19 protein-coding genes are annotated in these 22,585 nt (G+C 29.0%); 4 read left to right on the plus strand and 15 right to left on the minus strand.

Going from position 1 to position 22,585, the window contains the following annotated elements; all coding sequences use genetic code 11:
* Positions 1 to 35 precede the first annotated feature (35 nt).
* The 4 genes from KM800_RS05465 to KM800_RS05480 form a co-directional block, all read right to left on the minus strand.
* On the minus strand, positions 36 to 1,595 hold the full coding sequence (locus KM800_RS05465; protein WP_217812169.1) for a DUF3794 and LysM peptidoglycan-binding domain-containing protein: 1,560 nt from the start codon (positions 1,593 to 1,595) through the stop codon (positions 36 to 38).
* A gap of 408 nt (positions 1,596 to 2,003) precedes the next feature.
* Complete coding sequence (locus KM800_RS05470; protein ID WP_017751744.1) at positions 2,004 to 2,240, minus strand: Veg family protein; 237 nt, start codon at positions 2,238 to 2,240, stop codon at positions 2,004 to 2,006.
* 204 nt (positions 2,241 to 2,444) lie between these two features.
* The gene (gene yabG, locus KM800_RS05475; RefSeq protein ID WP_217812170.1) at positions 2,445 to 3,329 is read right to left on the minus strand and encodes a sporulation peptidase YabG; all 885 of its coding nucleotides are present in this window, start codon (positions 3,327 to 3,329) and stop codon (positions 2,445 to 2,447) included.
* Between the two features lie 126 nt (positions 3,330 to 3,455).
* The gene (locus tag KM800_RS05480; RefSeq protein WP_217812171.1) at positions 3,456 to 4,463 is read right to left on the minus strand and encodes a CotS family spore coat protein; all 1,008 of its coding nucleotides are present in this window, start codon (positions 4,461 to 4,463) and stop codon (positions 3,456 to 3,458) included.
* Positions 4,464 to 4,577: 114 nt separating this feature from the next.
* Between KM800_RS05480 and KM800_RS05485 the strand changes: the two genes are divergently transcribed.
* Complete coding sequence (locus KM800_RS05485; protein ID WP_217812172.1) at positions 4,578 to 5,705, plus strand: glycosyltransferase family 4 protein; 1,128 nt, start codon at positions 4,578 to 4,580, stop codon at positions 5,703 to 5,705.
* Positions 5,706 to 5,791: 86 nt separating this feature from the next.
* On the opposite strand, the gene KM800_RS05490 is transcribed toward KM800_RS05485, so the two are convergent.
* Genes KM800_RS05490 through KM800_RS05505 form a run of 4 tightly spaced genes read right to left on the minus strand, consistent with a single transcriptional unit; the run spans position 5,792 to position 8,876 of the window.
* Complete coding sequence (locus tag KM800_RS05490; protein ID WP_217812173.1) at positions 5,792 to 6,820, minus strand: CotS family spore coat protein; 1,029 nt, start codon at positions 6,818 to 6,820, stop codon at positions 5,792 to 5,794.
* A gap of 42 nt (positions 6,821 to 6,862) precedes the next feature.
* Positions 6,863 to 7,612, minus strand: coding sequence for a spore coat protein (locus KM800_RS05495; protein WP_217812174.1), 750 nt, complete (start codon positions 7,610 to 7,612; stop codon positions 6,863 to 6,865).
* Positions 7,613 to 7,651: 39 nt separating this feature from the next.
* Positions 7,652 to 7,846 carry a hypothetical protein gene (locus KM800_RS05500; RefSeq protein ID WP_217812175.1) on the minus strand — a complete coding sequence of 65 codons (195 nt, stop codon included), beginning with the start codon at positions 7,844 to 7,846 and terminating at the stop codon, positions 7,652 to 7,654.
* A 22-nt stretch (positions 7,847 to 7,868) separates the two neighbouring features.
* On the minus strand, positions 7,869 to 8,876 hold the full coding sequence (locus KM800_RS05505) for a CotS family spore coat protein (RefSeq protein ID WP_217812176.1): 1,008 nt from the start codon (positions 8,874 to 8,876) through the stop codon (positions 7,869 to 7,871).
* Between the two features lie 175 nt (positions 8,877 to 9,051).
* On the opposite strand from KM800_RS05505, the gene KM800_RS05510 reads away from it, so the two are divergent.
* Positions 9,052 to 10,173: a glycosyltransferase family 4 protein gene (locus KM800_RS05510; protein WP_217812177.1), complete on the plus strand. Its 1,122-nt coding sequence runs from the start codon at positions 9,052 to 9,054 to the stop codon at positions 10,171 to 10,173.
* Between the two features lie 147 nt (positions 10,174 to 10,320).
* On the opposite strand, the gene KM800_RS05515 is transcribed toward KM800_RS05510, so the two are convergent.
* The 5 genes from KM800_RS05515 to KM800_RS05535 form a co-directional block, all read right to left on the minus strand.
* Positions 10,321 to 11,595: an ABC transporter substrate-binding protein gene (locus tag KM800_RS05515; RefSeq protein WP_217812178.1), complete on the minus strand. Its 1,275-nt coding sequence runs from the start codon at positions 11,593 to 11,595 to the stop codon at positions 10,321 to 10,323.
* Positions 11,596 to 11,706: 111 nt separating this feature from the next.
* The gene (locus KM800_RS05520; RefSeq protein ID WP_217812179.1) at positions 11,707 to 13,098 is read right to left on the minus strand and encodes a radical SAM protein; all 1,392 of its coding nucleotides are present in this window, start codon (positions 13,096 to 13,098) and stop codon (positions 11,707 to 11,709) included.
* Positions 13,099 to 13,504: 406 nt separating this feature from the next.
* The gene (larB, locus tag KM800_RS05525; protein ID WP_217812232.1) at positions 13,505 to 14,254 is read right to left on the minus strand and encodes a nickel pincer cofactor biosynthesis protein LarB; all 750 of its coding nucleotides are present in this window, start codon (positions 14,252 to 14,254) and stop codon (positions 13,505 to 13,507) included.
* 47 nt (positions 14,255 to 14,301) lie between these two features.
* The gene (gene larC / locus KM800_RS05530) at positions 14,302 to 15,546 is read right to left on the minus strand and encodes a nickel pincer cofactor biosynthesis protein LarC (protein WP_217812180.1); all 1,245 of its coding nucleotides are present in this window, start codon (positions 15,544 to 15,546) and stop codon (positions 14,302 to 14,304) included.
* Between the two features lie 21 nt (positions 15,547 to 15,567).
* Complete coding sequence (locus KM800_RS05535) at positions 15,568 to 16,248, minus strand: FadR/GntR family transcriptional regulator (RefSeq protein ID WP_217812181.1); 681 nt, start codon at positions 16,246 to 16,248, stop codon at positions 15,568 to 15,570.
* A gap of 173 nt (positions 16,249 to 16,421) precedes the next feature.
* Between KM800_RS05535 and KM800_RS05540 the strand changes: the two genes are divergently transcribed.
* On the plus strand, positions 16,422 to 17,033 hold the full coding sequence (locus KM800_RS05540; RefSeq protein WP_217812182.1) for a DNA-3-methyladenine glycosylase: 612 nt from the start codon (positions 16,422 to 16,424) through the stop codon (positions 17,031 to 17,033).
* A gap of 12 nt (positions 17,034 to 17,045) precedes the next feature.
* The gene (locus tag KM800_RS05545) at positions 17,046 to 17,291 is read left to right on the plus strand and encodes a GIY-YIG nuclease family protein (protein WP_217812183.1); all 246 of its coding nucleotides are present in this window, start codon (positions 17,046 to 17,048) and stop codon (positions 17,289 to 17,291) included.
* 34 nt (positions 17,292 to 17,325) lie between these two features.
* Here the strand turns inward: KM800_RS05545 and KM800_RS05550 are convergent, their stop codons facing one another.
* Both KM800_RS05550 and KM800_RS05555 read right to left on the minus strand, forming a co-directional pair.
* Positions 17,326 to 18,393, minus strand: a complete 1,068-nt coding sequence (locus tag KM800_RS05550) for a mannose-1-phosphate guanylyltransferase (protein WP_217812184.1) — start codon at positions 18,391 to 18,393, stop codon at positions 17,326 to 17,328.
* An 85-nt stretch (positions 18,394 to 18,478) separates the two neighbouring features.
* Entirely contained in the window at positions 18,479 to 22,585 is a 4,107-nt protein-coding gene (locus tag KM800_RS05555) for an AAA domain-containing protein (RefSeq protein ID WP_217812185.1), read from the minus strand.

Here is a 22,585-nt window from a genome sequence, read left to right on the forward strand (position 1 = left end):
TACATTTTGATTAAATCACTTATATATTCTATTTTTTAACTTATAATAGCTCTGCCTGGTATAAGAAGTTTATCACCTATCTTTATAGATTCCGGATCTTCCACATTATTTAATCTAACTAGATCTTCTACAGTAGTATAATATCTCTTTGAAATTTTCCACAAAGTATCTTCATTTTGAACAACATATATGGTAAGGCTTGAATTCTTTTGAGGAACTTCTCCATCTGCAGTATCTACATCTACTAAAAACTCCTTATGAGTGATGTAATTTACCATTGCATAAATTTGTACCACTGCCTTTATGGATATAGTATTAACTTCCACTTCAGCATCTATGCTCTCAAGAGAGGCCTTTGCTATACACTGCATATCTATTTTACTTCCTGGTATATCAACAGAAAAATTAAATGGTATTTCTTCATTAGCTTTTTTTATATGACCAGTTGAAATACTATATAATGCTTTTACATTTAATATGCCTTCTACTACTACTTTATCTTCTACTATTTTTTTATCTGTAATGCACACATCACCGTGACATATAAATATTTTATCCAATGTTTGTCCATCCTCTATTGATATGTTGGACTTGATCATATTATCAGATGTATTCTGTCCATGTATGACATTTAAAGTATAATCATTTTTATCTATTTTCATAAGTGAATGAGGCGAATACGCATCTTCAATTATATCCATGTCTTCTTTATACATAACTTTGGTATTTGAATTAACAAGCACCTCTATCTGTGATATTCTGTCCTCGCCTAAATCATCTTCCCTAATACTGTATTCTATTCCATCTACATTGAAATCTGTAAAACTGTCCATGGAAGACGTTACACCCTTTAACTCCAATTCCTTATTTACGAGTACATCATCTTCTATAACTGCAATCTCCTTAGTCTCTTTTCCTCTGTACAGCATTTTAATGATAACATAAGCTTCTACTTGCACCATATCTTCAAGTATAGTTATATCCTTTTTATGAACAGTTGCATCAATCTTCAATACATTTCCTATCTGGGGTTTGTCAGATGGTATTTGAAGTTCTGTCTTAGCTATTAGACTTCCCTGAACTGTTCCAAGTATCTTGTCTAAAGTAGCAGGATTTTTCAGCATCTGTATATCATCATCTGATCCGGCTATATCTTTGATAACTTCAAAATCATAATTTTTATATACTTCTGATTTTAATTTTACAATTCCTTCAATTTCAACTTTTCTCTCATTTACCATGGTACAATCTATATGTTCAATATAGCAGTCAGCATCACAAAGCATTGTATGTTCAGCTCCATCTATCTCTACATAGTTTGAAAACTCTCCTGTGTAATTTGTACTATATACACCTGTATCATTATCTTCCTTTGCCAGATAAATTATATTGTAATCTATTTTACCTTCTAGAAATACTTTATCCTGCATTACTTCCTTATTTGTTATAGTTGGATTTGCATCTAAAACTAAAACACTTAAAACATCAGGATGAGTATCAGGTATAACATACTCTGCTTTTATAACAGTATCACAAAAATTTTCAGCAAGAAGTTGTTCACATTCTATGTTTTCTCTAATTAAATCTATACTCATGTTAATTAACCCTCCTCATAAAACCTACTAGTTTATTTATATAATCAAACCACAAAAAATATTCCACTAATTGCTAATAAAATTTATTTGTATATAAATATTGATTATGAGTCAGGAATTGTATTATAATAAATATATAATCAAACAAATATTGCCCCATCTAAATAGATGGAGCATAATCAAAGAGATTTGTTATAAACTTCATTATTCATAAGCTGTTGTACTATAAATGTACTTGAATTTATGAATGTATTGTAGCTATTTTATTTTTTAATTGCAAAACTGCAAATGAAGTATGATTAGACAACTCACTTGTTTGTATTCTTATAATATATATTTAATTGTAATGTATTCATTTTATTATTTGAAATAAAATATTCGATGAGATTAAGAATTTTACTATAAGTTTTATGCTGAAAATACCAATTGAACTGTCTTAGTTAAAATGTCTGAATAGCTATATGAAACTTTTCGTCTAATGTTGCTGTCCAGTCTAATTACAAATATGCTAGGATAAGCCTTTTCAATTATCCCTTCATTTACAAAAACTTTTCTTCTGCCACCGTTTGCCTTTAAGGTAACTTTATCACCTACGTGGTCTTCGATATTTCTTCTTATAGAAGCCAAAACATTTGGTCTTGCCATATTAAACACCTTCTCTCCACAATTTTATTATATACCCGTATGGGTATTATGTCAAGTGAAACTTTATATTGTAATGTAAATAATTTATTTTGTCAATATTATATTTTTATAAGCAAAGCTTATATAGCCTAATTTAACTGATTATTTATTAAAATTTCTTTAATTGACTCATATAAGCAATATTATTTACAAATTCCATACTTTTTATACGTATGGTGATTTTGGAAATCCTTCCCTATATTTTCCTCTAGTTTGAAGACCACCTATTCCATTTGTTCTAGTTATAGTATTTTCCAATGCCTCTTGAATAGATACTACTTTTTCTATATTGGTATAAGCTATTTTCTCACATAAAAATACTGGATCCAAACAGTGAATTAACACTCTGCTTGGGGAACTGGCAAAATTTGCTCCTGAATCAAGTATACTTTCATAACACGATTGACAAGCTCCTGCAAATATTACTAAATCATCATAATTTGGTTCATAGTTTCTAAGTTTTGAAACTGAATCTACAAAATATTTTGAGTTTTTATAATTGTTTAGATCTGTATAATCTGAAATGTCTTTAGATATGGCATCATGTCCGGTGATAACTACTATGTCAGGCTTTATATTTTTTACAAGCTCAACTATCTTTTTAGGCTGCTCTGCCTCTGATATATTTTCACCAACTACATCAAGCATCAATTGCTTATATACCTTAAGACATACATCCAGATAATCTTTGTCACCATCTACATGAAGTATCTTACCTGGTCTACCAAATGCAAGTTCATTTTTAGACTTACTGTCAGCAAATTTTCGCATTTTATATTCACTCTGGGCACATCCCCCTCTAAAGCCACCCCTTCGTGTCAAAATAGTTTTAATTGAATTATTAACTTTTTTGTTAAATATCTTTTCACCGTCCGTTAAAGACTTTTCAGGAACTATCTCCAGATCACTTTCTTTAGCATCTGCGATTATTCTAATATTTCTTCCTTTTAATCTATATAAAACTCCTTCCTTTGTATTTTCTATATCTATTATTTTAAAAGTTATATCTCTTCTATAAGATTTTCTTACAACAGAATCACCAATTTTCATATTTTCATCCCCGCACAAGTAGTCATAATAATATATAGTATGTATATAGGCTATTTTTGTGAATATAAAAAGTTAAACCCCATTTAGCTGTTTCCTTAACTAAACAGGGTTTTTAGGAAATTTTACTTATACTTCTTTCAAATTATAATATTCTTTGAATTGATCGATAAAGTTAACATATTTCTCACGTTCTAAAATTAGTTGTTCTAGTTTATTACTAAAAGTATTAAGAGGCCAATTTACTTCATTATAATAATACCTGTTAGAAAGTCTCCAAACACGCTGAGGAAATAGTAAAAATGCAAACAGTACTGTATATTCCTCCTCTTTAAGTTGACTCACCTCATTGTAAGAATTCAATATAAGTTTTGCATAGTCCATACTCCAATTTACTCTTTTCAAAACCTTAATCATAAAGGTAAAAATATCGTACACTCTTATCTCTCTTTTACAATAATCGAAATCTATAACATTCACATTATTATCATTGTCTATTATAATATTGTGAAATGTATAATCATGATGGCAGAAACTCATATCTTCTTCTGTAACAGCACACAATTCATTGTACTTGGAATTTTGAAGCACCTTTATAGCTCTCTTTCCAAAATCCTTATAAAACTCTACATTCTTGATGTAATTCATATCAAATTTACCTTTATTGCTCTTCTTTCTGCTCATATCCCTCATCTTGTCAAAAGATCTGACTCTCTTTTCCATAAGATGATGCCATCTTCCAAGATCTGTTTTCAACTTGCTATTTTCCGGTGGCTCATACCCTTTGGAACCTTCATGTAGATTAGCAAGACATCTTGCTGCATTTTTAATATCTAAGTCATCTTTAAAATCACATTCTCTACCTGGTATCCATTCAGATAGAGTATATATGTCCTCATTAACTAGTGCATATGGATTGCCATTTGTATTAAGTGAGTATTTGTCCACTCTTGGAAATCCATTATTTATAAGATGCTCTTTTGCTCCATATACAAATAAAAGTTTTTGAGTACCATAATTTATTTTTTTTAAACATTTTAAACCTTGGTCGGTTTTTAAGAAATATACTCCCCTATTAGGTTTTATACTTTCAATCTTAATGCCAAATTGTCTCTCTATTTCAAATTCTCGCATCATGTTTAATCACCTCTTTACATTTATATGAATATACCCGTTAATTTAGAATGATATTAACACTTTTGTCCTTATTTTAATATAATAAAATATACTAAGTTTATGGGGAATTTTATCATGAGAATAGGAATTGATGGACGTGCCGCCAAATGGTATAGGGGTACTGGCATAGGGACATATACCTACCAGTTAATAAATTGCTTGAATAAAATAGATAGAATAAATGATTATACTCTTTTTATGCCTGAAATCTGCAAAAAAGAGATGAATTTAGGAAAAAACTTTGTACTGAATAATATTCAAAACAATAATGAAAATAATTTTTGGGATGAGGTAAATACTCCAAACATTTTAAAAAATGGGCAAATACAGCTTTATCACATTCCCCAAAATGGAGTTGGTCTACCTTCTATAAAAAAGTGTAAATTTGTTATAACACTCCATGATGTTATTCCTTACAAAATGCCTGAAACTGTAAGCGATAGATATCTAAAATTATTTTCAGAATATATCCCCAAAATAGTACCAATGTGTGATGGTATAATCACAGTATCAAATTTTTCTAAATTAGATATAGTAAAGACTTTTAATTTTCCTGAAGAGAAAATATATGTAACCTCACTTGCCAGTGAAGACATATATAAACCTCTCAATAAATGTATAAGTAAATATATCGCTAAGAAATATTATGATATAAAAGATGATTTTATACTTTATGTAGGTGGTTTTAGTCCTAGAAAAAATATACTAGGAATTATAAAAAGTTTTAGTAAATTTATTGCTTTGTATAAAAAACCAATAACTCTTGTTATAGCAGGTAATCGAGGAAAATCCTATAGTATATATAAGCAATGTGCTGAAAAGCTGCATATACAGGACAAAGTATTATTTCCTGGATTTATATCAATCAACCACTTGCCTTACGTATACAATGCAGCCAAGCTATTTGTATATCCTTCTCTTTATGAAGGTTTCGGACTGCCTACTGTAGAAGCTATGGCCTGTGGTATTCCAGTAATAACATCTAATATAACATCAATACCAGAAGTAGTAGATAAAAGTGCCTTATTAATAAATCCTAAGGATACTGATTCTCTGTGCAAAAGCATGTTGAATGTGCTTTCCGATCAAACTCTTTATAATAAATTGGTAAAGTCAGGATTAAAAAGGGCTTCTCAATTCAGTTGGGAAAAAACTGCTAAAGATACAATACGTGTTTATAATAAAATTATAAATGAAAAATAATTGTAAAAAAATTGTGCACTTTACACTTCAAAGCACACAATTTTTTTACACAAATTTATCTATATTCTCTCACACCTTTTCATAAATCATTTTTCATTACAGATTATCTGGTTAAAGTTTTCTAAAAATTCCTTTCTGTCTTCTTTATATCCAGATTTTTTCTTCATTCTATCTAAAAATACATTTTCATCCCATTCTTTTCGTTTAGTATAATAATCTCTGGATATAGTATAGAAATCATGAGGAAAGTTTAACATGGCGTTTAGTACTTTTAATTCTCTTTCACTCAAGGTATTTGTAATACAATAATTGTCAATTATTGATTTTGCCTTATCTATGTCAAATGCAAAATTTTTTATTGCCTTATTTATAAAATTACATAAATCATGTACCTTTATATCAATAACTGCATAATCAAAATCTATAAAATAGGCTTCTCCATTGTTTATTAGCATATTATGGTAAGCTAGATCATTATGGCATACAACTACTTTGTCATCCTCGCTGCATAGCTTATAATAGCCTGCCTTATCCAGCATATCTATGCTATCTTTTATCTCATCTATATAATAATCTGCATTTTGTACAAATATTTCATCAAACTCTGTTTTCTTTTCATGAATTGCTACAATATTTTTAAAGAATTCCATTTCTTGAATTCTTCTCTTAAAAGTATTGAGCAAATTTCCATTGGTATATTTGCTCTTCAAATCAGTTTTAAAACCTTCAGATGCTTCATGTAATTGTCCTAATGCCTTTGATGCTATAGATAGCTCTACAGGATTGTTAAAATTACATTCTGTACCATCAACTACATCTATTATGCAATACATATTTCCTTTCCATATAGTACATATATCTCCATTAGTGTTTTTTGAAAAATTAACTACTCTAGGAAATCTATTTCTTATATAAGACAGTAAATCATATATATAATTTAATTCTTCTATAGTATATTCAACTTTTTTTAAAATCTTTTCACCTTTGTTAGTAGAAACCATATAAACATTTCTAATTGGTACTACATCATGTACTTTTAAATCGAAGCTTTTAAAAAGTTCTATACAAAGATCATACTGAATAAGGTACTTTTTATCACTATATCTATATGCCAATCCGAGTTCCTCCAATTAATATTGATATCAAAATATTCAAGATTAATTATATTTATTTATAATCTTCTTTATCTCATGAATATATTTTTCTTTATCCTGCTCTTTCACATCTCCCCTATAACGATTGCAGCATTTCATAAATTCATATGGATATTCAACCATAGACAATATAAACTTTAAACTTTCTTTATCTAAATTTTCAACTCTGCAGAATTCATCGGCAATATTTTCAGTATTTATATTTAGTTTCTTTTTATTTAATTTCTTAATAAAATAAAAAGCATCCATTTCAAGCATGTTGTAGCAGCATCCATCTAAATTTATTACTTTTATATTTTCTTCCTGCCTTAAATTATTAAAGTAACTATTTTTAAGACATACTTCAAATCTATTAGAACTTCTTTTTAAAAGATGTATATAATTATTTTCATATATTTCTTTTATACATATTTCAGCTTTTTCAAGATATTCTCTTCCTACTTCTGCAACTATTTTCTCAAATTCATTATTAGCACTTGTTTTTGTGATTTTGTTTAAATCTCTTTTCAGCCATTTTATATATACTTTATATTGCTCTACTGTCCTTCCTGCATTGTTTGTAAGCCTCTTATTCATACGTCCCTTATATCCCAATATTCTACTGTGAAATTGTCCTATAGCATTAAGCTGATCGCTTATTTTCAACATATTTATATCTTTGTTTTTTACTTCAAAATTAAAATTATTTACCTTAATTATTCCTTTAGTTGCAAGATATTTATAGAAACATGAATCAAGATCAAAATAATACACTAAAAAATCACCTCACCTCATTACCTCCTTTTAAATCAATCAATGATGATGTTTACCCATTTTTTTTAATATTTTTCTTCTTTTCCTCTCAAGTTCTGAAATTTCTTTTTTTCTTCTTTTTATCTTATCCATTTGTTTTACTGTTTTTTTTAAACTATTAACTTTATTATCATAATATTCTAAATCATTATTTTCATCTTCTTGTTTATCTTTATATCTCCTTTTATGGGACATTTTATTATCTCCTTTCAATATTTTAACTATATTTTCTTATTCTAAAATCATCTATAAATTTCTGTTTTTCCTCTTCGTCATCATATATCTTTTTTAATTTTTTTATAAATACATCCTCAGTCCATCTATGTTTCTCCCAATAATACTGTATTCCTATCTGCCAATAGTCCTGGGGAAACTCCATAAATCCTGCCATAATAGGAATATCATCTTCCATAACTCTATTTATAGAATCATACGCATCCAATATAAAAAGTGCAATATTCATATTCCATTTTCCATGTTTCATTATTCTTAAAAGTAAGCTTGACAAATCATGAAGATGCGTATCCAATATACAATAATCAAAATCTATGACATTTACATGGCCATCTCCTGTTATGAGCACATTGTGATTGGCATAATCATGGTGGCAAAATCCATTTTTTATAACTTCAATTTTCATTTTTTCAAGATAACTACTTTCTGATAGATTTTTCTTAGAATACTTGCAAAGTTCAATTTCCTCATTCATTTTTTCAAGATACATAACATCAAATTTCGTTTTTTTATCCTTTTTTAAAATTCTTCCCTTAAAATCTACTATCTCATTTTCTCTCGTATTAAAAGTATCTATCCATTTAAACCATCCAATTCTTGGATTCATATCTTCTGTCAGCTTAAATCCCAAACTTTTATTGTGAAGTTCTGCAAGTTTAGACGCAGCCAATAAAACATCTAAAGAATTATCATAATTTGCTACTCTAGAATCAATCCACGGAGTTAAATATGCAAGCTTGTCTTCAATCTGTATATAGTCTTGTCCACATTGAGTGTTTAATATCTCAGGTATATTTTTAAAATCATTTTTTTTCAAATATTTTATAGCAGAGATGATAAATAAAAAATGACCGAAATCATAATTTATTACTTTTAGGCAAAAATCATTATAACCATTGCTAATTTTATACACATTCTTTATTTTTTGAATATATTCAATATGGAGATTATAATTATTTTTTACAAGCTCTTTAACTTTTAAAATATCCAAGCTTTTACCTCCAAAATTACTATATTTGTAGTATATGAATAAGTATTTATGTATGTGATAAATCTTATAATTCACCATTTTATACAAGTAGTAATAGTATATAAAAGACTCCTTTATCGGATAAATCCCCACTAAATTTATTTTTAGATTTAGTGTACTATGGAGGTGAAAGTTAATGAGAATTGCCATTGATGCAAGAGGAATCAACTGGTATAAAGGTACCGGGATAGGAACTTATACAGATAGGATATTAAATCATATGATAAAAAATCACAGTGAAAACTTTTATCACATATATTGGTCAGGTAAAAAATATGATAGTTTCAACAAAAAAAATACCAATATAATAATGGCATCTAAAAAACAACATAGATTTTTTGAGCAGTACTATTTCCCACAAAATATAAAAAATGAATCTATAGATATATATCATGTACCTCAAAATGGTATAGGTATATCAGAAAATATTACTTGTAAAAAAGTTATAACTATTCATGATTTAATACCATATATATTACCTCAAACAGTTGGTAGAGGTTACCTTATAAAATTTCTAAAAGAAATGCCCAGAATTATAAATATGGCCGATGGAATAATAACCGTATCTCAGTGTTCAAAAAAAGATATACTGAAATATTTTCCTATAGATGAAAATAAAATATTTGTCACTCCTTTGGCTGCAGATAAAAAATACAAACCACTTGATAAGGAAGTATGCAGGAATAAAATAAATATAAAATATAACATAAATAAGCCTTTTGTACTGTATATAGGAGGTTTTAGCCCAAGAAAAAATGTGTCCTCATTGATTAAGGCTTTCTCCAAAGCATACAAAAATTTAGATATGGATCATGACCTGGTTATTGTAGGAGCAGATAAGGACGAACTTGGAAAATTAAAAACTCTTTCCTATAATTTTAATATAGAAAAAAACGTAAAATTTACTGGTTTTGTTCCAAATGAAATTCTGCCAATATTTTATAATGCAGCGGATTTGTTTGTATATCCTTCTTTATACGAGGGATTTGGTCTTCCTCCACTGGAAGCTATGAATTGTGGTACTCCTGTAATTACATCTGATATATCTTCAATTCCAGAAGTAACGGGTAATAGTGCTATATTAATTAATCCAAAAGACGAGGAATCCTTAATATATTCTATTGAGGCAATTTTAAATGATAAAACTATAAGAGAAAACTTAAGTTTAAAATCCTTGGAGCGTTCTAAACTGTTTTCCTGGGAAAAGACTTCTGAGAAGACTCTAGAAGTATATAGTAAAATATTAAATTCACAATAAAAACAAAAATAAAACCTTTTAACTAGTATTACGATCCTAGTTGAAAGATTTTATTTCTATGTTCAAAAATCCCTATGATTAAATTCCCCATAGGTATTATATAATATATTTGATTTTTTGTAAACGTTTGTTGAATGCTTTTTAATTTTATTTTAAGTTTTTTTCTAGTGATTTTCCTATAATATCTATTAATGTCTTTGTGTCTTTGTTTTTTAAATTATCTGAACTTAACACATTATTTATTTTATCCTTTACCTTTGGAAAATTTTTTGTGTATTCTACATTGTAAGCATTTTGTTGAGAAATAGCAAACATCTTCCATACATTGCTATTAAAATAATCTACAGGTTTATCCATATATTTAAATGAATATGCTGTTTTATATACAGGAAATCTGCCAGTATTATCTAATAGATCCAACTGGAGTTTATCATCTGTCAATGCAAACTTTATAAATGCCAAAGCCAATTGAAAATTCTTGGAATTTTTATTTACTATTATATTCGTTCCATCGGTGGATACACTAGTATTACCACCTGATTCAAAAGCCGGGAGCTGCATAATTCCCCATACCCCTTTTACTTTTGGTATATCTTTCATAAGTTTATAAACAGAATATGGACTTGCAATAAAGGTGAGAGTTTTACCTGCCTCTGCACTTTCCATCATTTCTCTTTCTGAACTAAAATTCGAAATAATATTTGCCATATATATATCTTTTTCCAGTTCGAATATTCTTGACCACTTTTCAGATTCAAAGTCCAATTTTTTATCATTAAAATAGCCAGTACCAAGTTGATTGGCAAAGAACAAATTCAAATTATTATTTTCATAATTTCCCATAAATATTTTCCCTGTATCTTCGGACAATTTTTCCCCTACTTCTATGTAGTCTTTCCATGTCTTTATGCTATTTGCATCTATTCCTTTACTATCAAATAGATCTTTTCTATATACTATAAGTTTGGGAGTTGCATCCCATGGCATTGAATAAATTTTACCATCTATGCTATTATCACCGATTCTATTAGAAATTATGCTGTTTTTATAACCTGAAACCGAGTTAGTCAAATTTAAGATATCATCTTTATATTTATCTACACTATACTGTAAATTCTCATTGTCAACACTTATTATATCCTTTTTATAATCTTCACTTTTTAAAAATCTTTTCAAATTGCTTTGTGTATTATTACTAACTGTTATGTTTATATTGACTTTATTTTGAACTTTTTTAAATTCTTCCGCTGCATATTTAAACTGAAGTTCATGATTTTTATCAGTTACTATATTTATATCCCCTTTATAAACTTCCTGTTTCTTATAGGAATCCTGCTTTTTACATGACACTACCATACTTAAAATCACAATCATTAATATAATCATGATTAGCTTTGTGCATCTATTGTTATTCACAAACATCCTATACTCCCTTTCTTATTCAAATACAACAGAATTATCTTTGATAATATTATATCATAAAATATATATTTATCTAACAAAAAAGCTGAAGATCTAATCTTCAGCTTAGCTTTAACCTTTTGACATCTCAAAATTTCCTTTTTCACCAAATTCTTCTTTCCATGCTTTTTCTGCATAAGGTCTGAATTCAGCTGACAAATTATCCAATTTCTTCTGAAATTCTGGATCTTCAATCATCATTCTAGCACCTTCATCTGTAGGTTTTGCCCCTGTCCTCTTTACAATATCCCTAACTTGTTTTGTATTATCAATCATCATGCAAGGCATAAGTAAATTACGATTATAAGGTTGTCTATCTCTTAATAATTTAAAGAATTCTGATCCAAATACATCCATTAACTTTTTGCCTTTTACATTATCTACAGCAAAATGTGCAAATATACATGGCTCTAAATCTTCTTTTGAATTAATATGACAATAATATTTTCCTGCAATACATCCTCCTACATAAGGAGCATCATTAAAGAAATCAAGAGTAAAGTAAGGTTTTGTAGTTCTTAAAGTTCTTACTCTTTCTCCAAGACGTATTCTTTGTTCTGGAGTAAGCATCAGACTTGTATCCGGCTCTTTTCCTACAGGCATGAAAAGGAAATACCATGTCATCCTTGCTCCCTTTTCTATAAGCATATCAATAAACTCATCTGAAGTTACTGTATCTATGTTGTGTCTACCTGTAGCAGAAGATACTCCAAATAGGATTCCACGTTCCTTCAATAAATCCATTGCGTGCATAACTTTTTGGAATACACCTTTTCCTCTTCTTGCATCTGTTTCTTTTTCGAATCCTTCAAGAGAAAACATTGGTATAACATTACCAAGTTTTTGCAATCTATCTGCTAATTCCTCAGTAAAAAGTGTTGAATTTGAGAATGGTGTGAACATACAATCATTGTATTTTTCATATAAATCTAACATATAGTCATTTATAAAAGGTTCTCCTCCAAGTATTACAAAGTAATAAACTCCAAGGTCTCTTGCTTCCCCTATAATTCTGTCCAATTCTTCTAATGGAATGTCATCTTTTTTGCTATAACTGGATGCATAACAACCAGTGCATCTTAAATTACATCTCATAGATGGACTTATAAGAATTGTAAAAGGTACTTTTGTTCCTGTTTTTTCAAATAAGGCATCCCTCTTTGGTATTCCATACCAAGCTGCGTTTGCAAAAAAATTAACAAAAAACTTGTCTAAGCAATTTTTATTAGTTTTTGAAACTATGTCTACTACTAATTTGTGTATAGCTGGATTTTCATTGTATAATTGCTGAACTTTATCAATTTGTGACATACTAATTTTAGATTTTGATTTTCCAACTGTATTTTTTATTATTGCAAATAACTTATCAAGGCTTTTTTCTGGGTCTTTGCCGTTTAGTATTTCTAAACCAGCTTTCACCAATGTATCTTTGGCTTTTCTTTCTAATATTCCTGCTACCTTCATTGCCATTCCCTCCCGATAAAATAATAATTAATAAATGATTTCTCGTGTCAATATATTACATATTTCTTGTAACTACTTATACATTATAACCTCTACCATTTTAATGTTCAATTAGATAATGTCATAGATATCATACGATATTTATAGAGACTTAAAGACTTACTGGATAGTTTTTAAAAATTTCATCATAAATCATTCAGAATAAGTATATTTAAAATATTTTGCCATTAATGACTATTGAATAGAAAACTATTATATATGATAACGATATAAATGATTTTTTATCATTGTACTGATTATTCATTATAGTCAGAAAAATAGGTTATACTTTTTTATAAATTTTTTATTATATATTAAATTATAAGAGCGAAATTTAAAAAATATATAAATTTTTTCCATTGCTCTTCTAATGCAACTTATTTATTATACTTGCAAGATATGCAGCTCCAAATCCATTATCTATATTTACTACACTTACACCACTGGCACAACTGTTTAGCATTGATAAAAGAGCTGAAAGTCCATTAAAATTGGCTCCATATCCAATGCTGGTTGGAACAGCTATAACTGGCTTATTTACTAAACCACCTACAACACTTGCCAGCGCACCCTCCATACCAGCTATAACTATTACTACTTTAGCACCTCTTATTAATTCCAACTTACTAAATAACCTGTGGATTCCTGCTACCCCTACATCATATATTCTCTCTACTTTCTCCCCAAATATTTCAGCTGTTAGTGCTGCTTCTTCAGAAACTGGTATATCAGATGTTCCTGCAGTTACTATAGCTATATATGTTTTAGACATTTCTATTTTTTTGTTTTTTATTGTCATAATTCTAGCCTGTTCATTGTATTTGGCTTTAGGACATATTTTTTTTACAGCCTCATACTGTTCTTTAGTTGCTCTTGTCCCAAGTATATTGTCTTTATTATCCATCATAGCTTCCACTATGCCTTTTACCTGATCTACAGTTTTACCTGCACAGTAAATAACTTCTGGATACCCAACTCTCATTTCTCTACTGTTATCAATTTTTGCATAACCAAGATCTTTAAATGGTAAATCTTTTAATCTTTCAACTGCATCTTCTATACTTATAGAATCCTGTTTTACTTCTTCAAATAGTTTTCTTATATCTTCCAAATTCAACATATCACCCTACTCCACAATATTATGCAAATCAATATTTAATTATACTAATCATGTTTTGATATAATTACTGCTTTTTTAATTTCCCATATACTAACGTTATTTTGACGGGCCAACCTCTTACAATCCTCATATTCTGTCTTGGTTCTTATTTTTTTACCCTTGTAATAGCAATTCTTTACTGTAATTTCTCCATATTTAGTTTTTACCTTTTCAAAATCCCTTTCGAGCATATCTCGATTTACTGTATATTTTCTGACTCCCAATGTAGTAGTATTTACAAAAATAACATCTCTAATATCATCTTCGCATTCACTTTTATATAAAACACTTATTTTTACTGCTGGTCTTTCCTTTTTCATCATTATTGGTGCAAAATATACATCCAATGCTCCCTTGTCCAACAAAAGATCCATAACATATTCATAATCTTCAGGACTCATGTCGTCTATATTGCATTCCATGACTTTTGCCTGATCTGTATCAGTGCAAGTATCCTGTTGTGTAGATTCGCCTATAAACACTCTCAAAATATTTGGTACATCAGGATTGTCTTTCATACCTATTCCATAGCCTATTTTATTTATTCTGAAATCTTTAACATCAGTAAAATTAGATGTAAAATAGGTCAGAATAGCTGCACCTGTTGGAGTTGTGGCCTCAAATGGTATTTGAGATTTTACTGGAATATTCTTTAATATTTCTACCGTTGCAGGTGCAGGCACTGGCATAGTACCATGTGCACACTTTACAAATCCATAGCCGACTTCCACTTTAGATGCCATAACTTTATCTATATTCAGATAATCAAAACATATTGCTGCACCTACAATATCAATTATTGAGTCAACTGCACCTACTTCATGAAAGTGCACTTCTTGTATGGGCTTGTTATGAACTTTTGATTCAGCTTCAGCTACCTTCTTAAAAATTTCAAGACTCATTTTTTTTACTTTTGGACTTAATTCACTAGAATTTATAATATTTTCAACATCGGATAAGTTTCTGTGATGATGGTGATGTTGGACCGAATTATGAAATTGATGATTATGGTTTAGACCATTAGGAACATCGTGAGCATGATGATTAACTTCTTCTGATAGGATGATATCTACTTTTGTTCCTGAAATACCATTTTTAGTATCTTGTTTTATAATTATATTATATTCATTAATTTTTAATTTTGCAAGTTCTGATATAAGATGCCTTTTATCTACTCCAACATCTATCATTGCTCCTAAGTTCATATCTCCACTTATTCCGGAAAAACAATCATAATAAAGTATTTTCATAAGTTCACTACTCCCTAATTTTTAATTTTTATCGTTCAATAATTTTTGGTTAAATTTAATTAATTCCAATGTTAACTTCTCCGCCATATCAGGATCTTGTTTTTCAATTGCATCAAACAAATCGTCATGAAGATAATCTTGTTCGGCTCCAAATTCTGAAATATCCAAAGAATTATTTATATTATCACGTATATACTGATATACATATTTATAAATATCAAATAACACTGTATTATGTGTTGAGCGTGCCACTGCAATATGAAATTCCACATCTTTTTCCAAATTTTCCTGTGAATTGTCTGTACAATTATTCCTGTCTTGTAAATGTATTTTAAGCACTTTAAGATCCTTATTTGTACGTCTTATAGCCGCCAATCTAACTACCTCTTTTTCAATGGCAAATCTAGCTTCCAATACGTCCAGTATATCTGATTTTTTTAAACGATTTAACATAGCAGCCTCAAATCGGTTTGACATCCTAACATATGTACCATCACCCTGCTTAGCTTCTAATACTTCAGCATTTATTAAAGATTGAACAGCTTCTCTTATGGTATTTCGGCTCACCCCAAATTGTTTTACCAGCTCTGGTTCAGAAGGTATTTTTGCCCCTACGGCCCAATTGCCCTCAAGTATAAGTTGTTCCATTTGATTTAATATTTGTTTTGACAATGACACTCTAACGGGTTTATTAAAATGCATTTTATAACCTCCAAATGTACTACATCCAAACATATGATGTTTGGTTAATATAATTATATCAATTAAATACTATAAAATAAAGCATATAAATCCAATATATTAAATTTGACAAATTATTATAAACTTATATAATCTATTATTAAAATACACTATATAATAGGGAGGTAAATTATATGAAAAAACTTACAAGAGATTTTTATAACAGAGACACTTTAATAGTTGCAAAAGATCTTTTAGGTAAAATACTGGTACACAATATAAACGGTAAATCACTTTCAGGAAAAATAGTAGAAGTGGAGGCATACAAGGGAATCTCAGATAAAGCTGCCCACTCTTACAATGGAAGAAGAACTAAAAGGACTGAAGTCATGTATGGTATTTCAGGAATTTCTTATGTATTCATGATATATGGAATATATAATTGTTTTAATATAACAACAGAAAAAGAGGGTATTCCAACAGCCATACTTGTAAGAGCATTAGAACCTGTAGACAATCTAGATGAATTATCTTTTAATAGATTTAATAAACACTACATTGAGCTTTCAAAATACCAACGAAAAAATATCACTAATGGCCCTGGAAAACTATGTCAAGCTCTTTTAATAGATAGGAAACAAAACGGTGAAAATCTATGTAATAATGAACTATATATATTGGATAGCAATTTGCACAATTTTAAAATTCAAGCTTCAAAAAGAATAGGAATCGACTATGCAGAAGAAGCTGCTGACTATTTATGGAGATTTTATATAAAAGATAATATTTACGTATCTAAAATATAAGGAGATTTTATAATGTACTATGTCTATATATTAAAGTGCTGCGATAATACTCTATACACTGGTTATACCAATGACATTCAAAAAAGATTAAAAACTCATAATAATGGCAAGGGTGCAAAGTACACAAGATCACGACTACCTGTGGAATTGATATACTTTGAAAAATATGATTTCAAAAATGATGCCATGAAACGAGAATATCAAATAAAACAATTATCTCGATATCAAAAATTAGAATTGATCAATACCATACAGTAACTTTAGACACTGTATGGTATTTTTATTTAGATACTTACAAATATCTCTTCAGATTATTCTTGTTTTTCAAAATATCCACCAAATATTTTACTTCTTGATCCTTACTCTTGTCCATAACTAATAGCACATCTTTAGAATCTATAATTATTAAATTTTTAACTCCAAATGCTACTATAAGCTTTTTCCCTCCAAAAACTGTACAATTCTCACTTGATTCTACAAATGTATTCCCGCTTAAGTTATTTCCCTTATATTTCTTTAAATATCTTCCTAGTGCAGTAAACGTACCTATGTCATCCCATAAAAACTCACATTTAACTACATAAGCCTTTCTTGTTTTCTGCATTATTCCAAAATCCACAGAAATACCACTAATTATACTATAGTGTTCCTTTATAGTATATACTTCTTTTTCTGTCCCTAAATCTTGATATATAGCAATCATACTTTTATACATCTTGGGAAGATATTTTTGCATTTCTCTTAGAAATACATCTGCCCTCCATACAAACATTCCACTGTTCCAAAGATAATTTCCCTTAAGTATCAAATCCTTGGCAACTTCCAAATTGGGTTTTTCCAAAAATCTTTCTACCTTAAAACTAGCTATGCAGGTATTTATAAGTTCACCCATTTCTATATATCCATATCCTGTTTCAGGCCTTGTTGGTTTAACTCCTATAGTTACAAGTGCCCTTTTTTTCTCTGCAATCTCAACTGCCTGATTTATAGTACTCAAAAATAATTCTCTATCCCCTATATAATGATCTGATGGCAAAATTATCATAGTGGCAGATGGATCCTTTTTTAATAGTTTTACTGCTGAAAATCCAATACATGTAGCCGTTTCCTTGTTCTCTGGTTCTGAAAATATATTTTTTCCGTCTATATCAGGAAGTTCTTCTTGAACTTTATCTATATATTCCTCATTAGTAATAACATATATATTTTTTTTATCTACTAAAGGAGATATTCTATCCACTGTACCTCTTAAAAAACTTTTATTATTTATGACTTTTAAAAACTGCTTAGGATTCTTTGCTCTTGAAAGAGGATAGAGCCTTGTACCCTTTCCACCAGCTAGAATTAATGCATATAACAAGTAATTTCCTCCTAATTATTGCTTGTGAACTTCCTAATTATTAAAGCATATTATAATATATGTCTATTATATATAAGTTGTGAAACTATACGGCCTTAAGATTTTTTGTCTCTTCAGTGCTGTTAGAAGAATTAATCTGGTGCTTATATCTTTTTATTCCAATACTATCCAGTTTATTAAATATCTTATTCATGACAATTTCCGACTTTAGATAAAATTCACTACCTCTAATTCTTAAAAATGTCCATCCCACCCTTTCAAGGTCAAGCTGTCTTTCTATATTTTCCTTAAAGTTATATTTTTCCTCTAATTCATCTCCATCACATATAATAGCAACTCTATTTCTAGAACCCTCTATCATAAAGTCTATATTATATTTTCCTATCTTTATTTGAGGTCTCACTCTATATCCCGCATTTTTTATAATTGTATATACATCTTTTTGAAAATCGGATTGGAATACTTGTCCTAAGTTCTTCTTGTGAATACTATACTTGTTATAATTCAAGCAATAATTCAACAATGAGTGTCTTATGCACTCCTCGCTCAAATCTTCCAAATTAACTGAATAAAAAAGCCACATCTGATTTCTGGCCCTACTTGCAGCTACATTAAATCTTCTCATATCATTGTCCCTGGAAAGTGGTGCAAATTTAACATTATTTGAAATTACCATGGACAAAAACATTACATCTCTTTCATCACCCTGGAAAGAATAGGCATCCCCACACACTATTCTCCTATTTATCATTTCCTTTACTCCAATTTTTCTTCTTAAAATAGTTTCTATCAAATTTCCCTGAGCTTCTCCCAAAAGTGATATAACCCCCATACTCATACCATTATATTTTTTGTCTTTACAACACTCTGTTATTTTATTTGCTATAGCTTCCGCTTCTATATTATTTATAGGTTTTCTAGTATCCCTTTTACCATCTACCTTAATAGCATTTATAGGAGGACTGAAAGTTTCACTCAAACTTGGATATCTCAATGGTTTTATATCTCCTGAATAGACAATATTATTACTGAATCTTATTATCTCAGGTACGCATCTAAAATGCTCCTTCAGCATCAATCTATTAGGAAATACTCTAAGTGCAGTATCATAAAGACTTGTTTGAAGATCAAACCACTGTCTATCAGGTATATCTTTAAGATATTTTTCTATCAGACTTGATACTAATTTTTGATCAACCCCTATAATTTCAGGACTTATTTGCTTGTCATCTCCTACTATAACTGCACGTTTAGCTCTCATGAGTCCACATAGTGAAAATATATCACTCTGACTACTTTCGTCAAATATTATTACATCAAACAAATTATCATTTAATTTTATATTTTCAATTACTCTATTTAAAGGCATGATCCATACAGGAATAACTTCTTTACATTTTTCCATTTCGTTTTGAGCTATTTTCCTATACTTTGATACCATTTTCCCTCTACCTTTTCCGATTCTCTTTACTGCCTGCATCCATGAAAACAAACTTCTCTTTTGGCTTTCTTTTGTATTAACTATCTGATTGTACCATGTGCTCTTGGCTACTAATTCTTTTACTATAAGTTTTTCTCTTGCTTTTTGTCTCTCCAATTTTTCTTCAATCTTTTCTGGATTTAGTGCACTTATCTTATTTAAAAGATTGTTCCATTGAGACCATTGCCATGCCTTGTCAAAACTTTTATACATATTTTTTGATTGTTCCCAATGTTCGACTATTTTTTGAGTAGTATTAGGACATACTCTTGACATTTTTTTCGTCAAATCATTAATTAACGATATCTTATGATTTACTTCTTTTATATTCTTTAACTCTGTAGAAAGTTTCTCCGCAAGTTTCTCGGATATATTACCTGATTCTAATTGATTATTTACATCATTATCAAGTGAGTTCATCAATTTTTTAATAGTATTTAAATATACTTTGGCCTCATTATACTCATCAACATTTTTCATACTATTTACACATTCTATCAAATAATCATAAGTTTTTATATCATATAACTCTATTGATTTAGGAAAGTCTATTTTACCCATATTAGCTAATATGTTTGATTTATACTTCTGATTCCACTCAACAATAAGTTTCAATTTTTTAAAGTTTTCTTGTATATCCAGTATATTTATATCATTTTTGCTAAAATTCTTATTTTGAAATCCATAGTCTTTCATAGTATTGATCCATACATTTTCTAACTTTCTCAATATGTCCTTTTTCTGAAGAAATAATTTTATAACAAATGCCTGGTCCATATTGGAAAATGGTCTATCATCTATAGTACAATTTGAAAATATATATCCACATTCCGGATGAATAATTTTAAACAGTCTTCCTATCTTTTTCTTTTCATCTAATGCTCTATATACAATTTCAAATCTTTTAGTAAATTTATCCATATCCTCTTCTGGCAATTCTACTTTATGGTTTCTTAAATCATTTGAAATTTTAGTAAGCATCAATAACAGATTTGAAGATTTATAATATACATCTTTAAATACTTGCCTTGTAGCCTCATTTTGATGATAACTCTTAAAAATATCCTCCCACATACTGCCCTTGAGTTTAATTATATTATCTCTACAATCATAAATAGCTTTTAAAAGTTCATCATAATTACAATTATGCTTATATGGTATATACCAATCTTTTAAGTTCTCTATAGATTTTTTATTGTTGGCTTTCAATTTTTTATAATCGAATATAGTAGAATATACCTTCTCATTTTCAGGAAGCTTATCCAACACACTCTTTATACTATCAAATCTTAATTTTTGTTCTTTATCTACTTCACCTAATAAATCCATAAGCAAATCAAATTGTTGATTTGAAATTGGCATATCATTTTTTATGTTCACATCGTCTTCAATCCACGAATACCTATTTGAATTTTTATTTACCCACTTTGCAATATCTACCATGGTATACTTTTTGCTTTCATAATTTATAGTCTCATTTTCCAAGGCTTGTACTTCTTTTAGCTTTCTATACAGAATCCTTTGATTTTCTATACAGGACTTTAGCTGCTCTCTTAACAACTCTGCATCATTATGCATGTTTTTAGGATCTAAAGATAGATTGTTGGTTATCTGTCTTACAGAATCACTAAGCTCTTTAAATGATTCTGCATCATTTCCAAGGAGACTTATACAAAGAGGTCTTATGTTCTCAGGTATTTTTTTTATAAGTACTCTAAGTGCCCTGTCCGTCTGGCTTGTAACCAATATCCTTTTCCCATGAGCAAGCAAATGACATACTAAATTCACTATAGTTTGACTTTTTCCAGTTCCAGGAGGTCCCTGCATCACTACTCCATAATTTTCTGATATTCTCTTTATTATTTCTTTTTGTTCTGAATTCGCAGGAAGTGGGAAAAGTACATCTTGCGCCACCTTTTTCCATTCGTTTGTATCTGCTCCCTTATTCGCCTTTTGTTGGTTGTCATTGTTTTCTTGAACTAGGGCCCTGATAGTTTCCGGTATAGGATATCCTTCTCTTACCTTTTTTAATATATTGTTAATCTCAATCTGCCATAATCTCATATTATTTTTTCTAACAAATATTACAAAAGTATTATATATTACAGGGAAATTATAAAATTCAACTTTATCTTTTGAAAAATATCCATCTTCTATTTTCCCATTTTTACTTATGCATGCTATTATATTTGAAAATGCCATCTTAGCATCCTCTTTAACTCTAGGATCCAAATTCATATTATTTATCTTGTCTTCCAAGTCTAATATATTATTTATATTTAGTTTTTGAATGTCTTCAAATATTGAGCTCTGAAATTTAGTCTTCCCTGAAGGTACTAAAGCAAATGTCTTTTTTAAGTTATTAAATTGTATTCTCATCCTTGTTTCAAGAAGAGGATATCTAATTTTTTCATTATCTACTTCCCAGCATATAAGTCCAGATCCACATATTATTTCAAAATTTTCTCCTCTTTTTTCACTTTCCTGATATAACTTAAAGAATTCGTCATACATATATGTGGATTTCTCATTTATTTCTATCCAAGAATCATTTGCAGAATTTTTATTTATAATACACCCGGATAAATTCAAGAACTTTTCTTCCCAGTACACTCTTTCGTAATCATATACATCTTTTATAGTCTTCTCATTCAAGTTCTTTAAACTTAACAGATAAGAAAATATATTCTCTATCTTTTCTCTTTCATGCAT

The sequence above is a fragment of the Clostridium tyrobutyricum genome (genome assembly GCF_019144085.1).
GTDB classification, from domain to species: Bacteria; Bacillota; Clostridia; order Clostridiales; family Clostridiaceae; genus Clostridium_B; species Clostridium_B tyrobutyricum_A.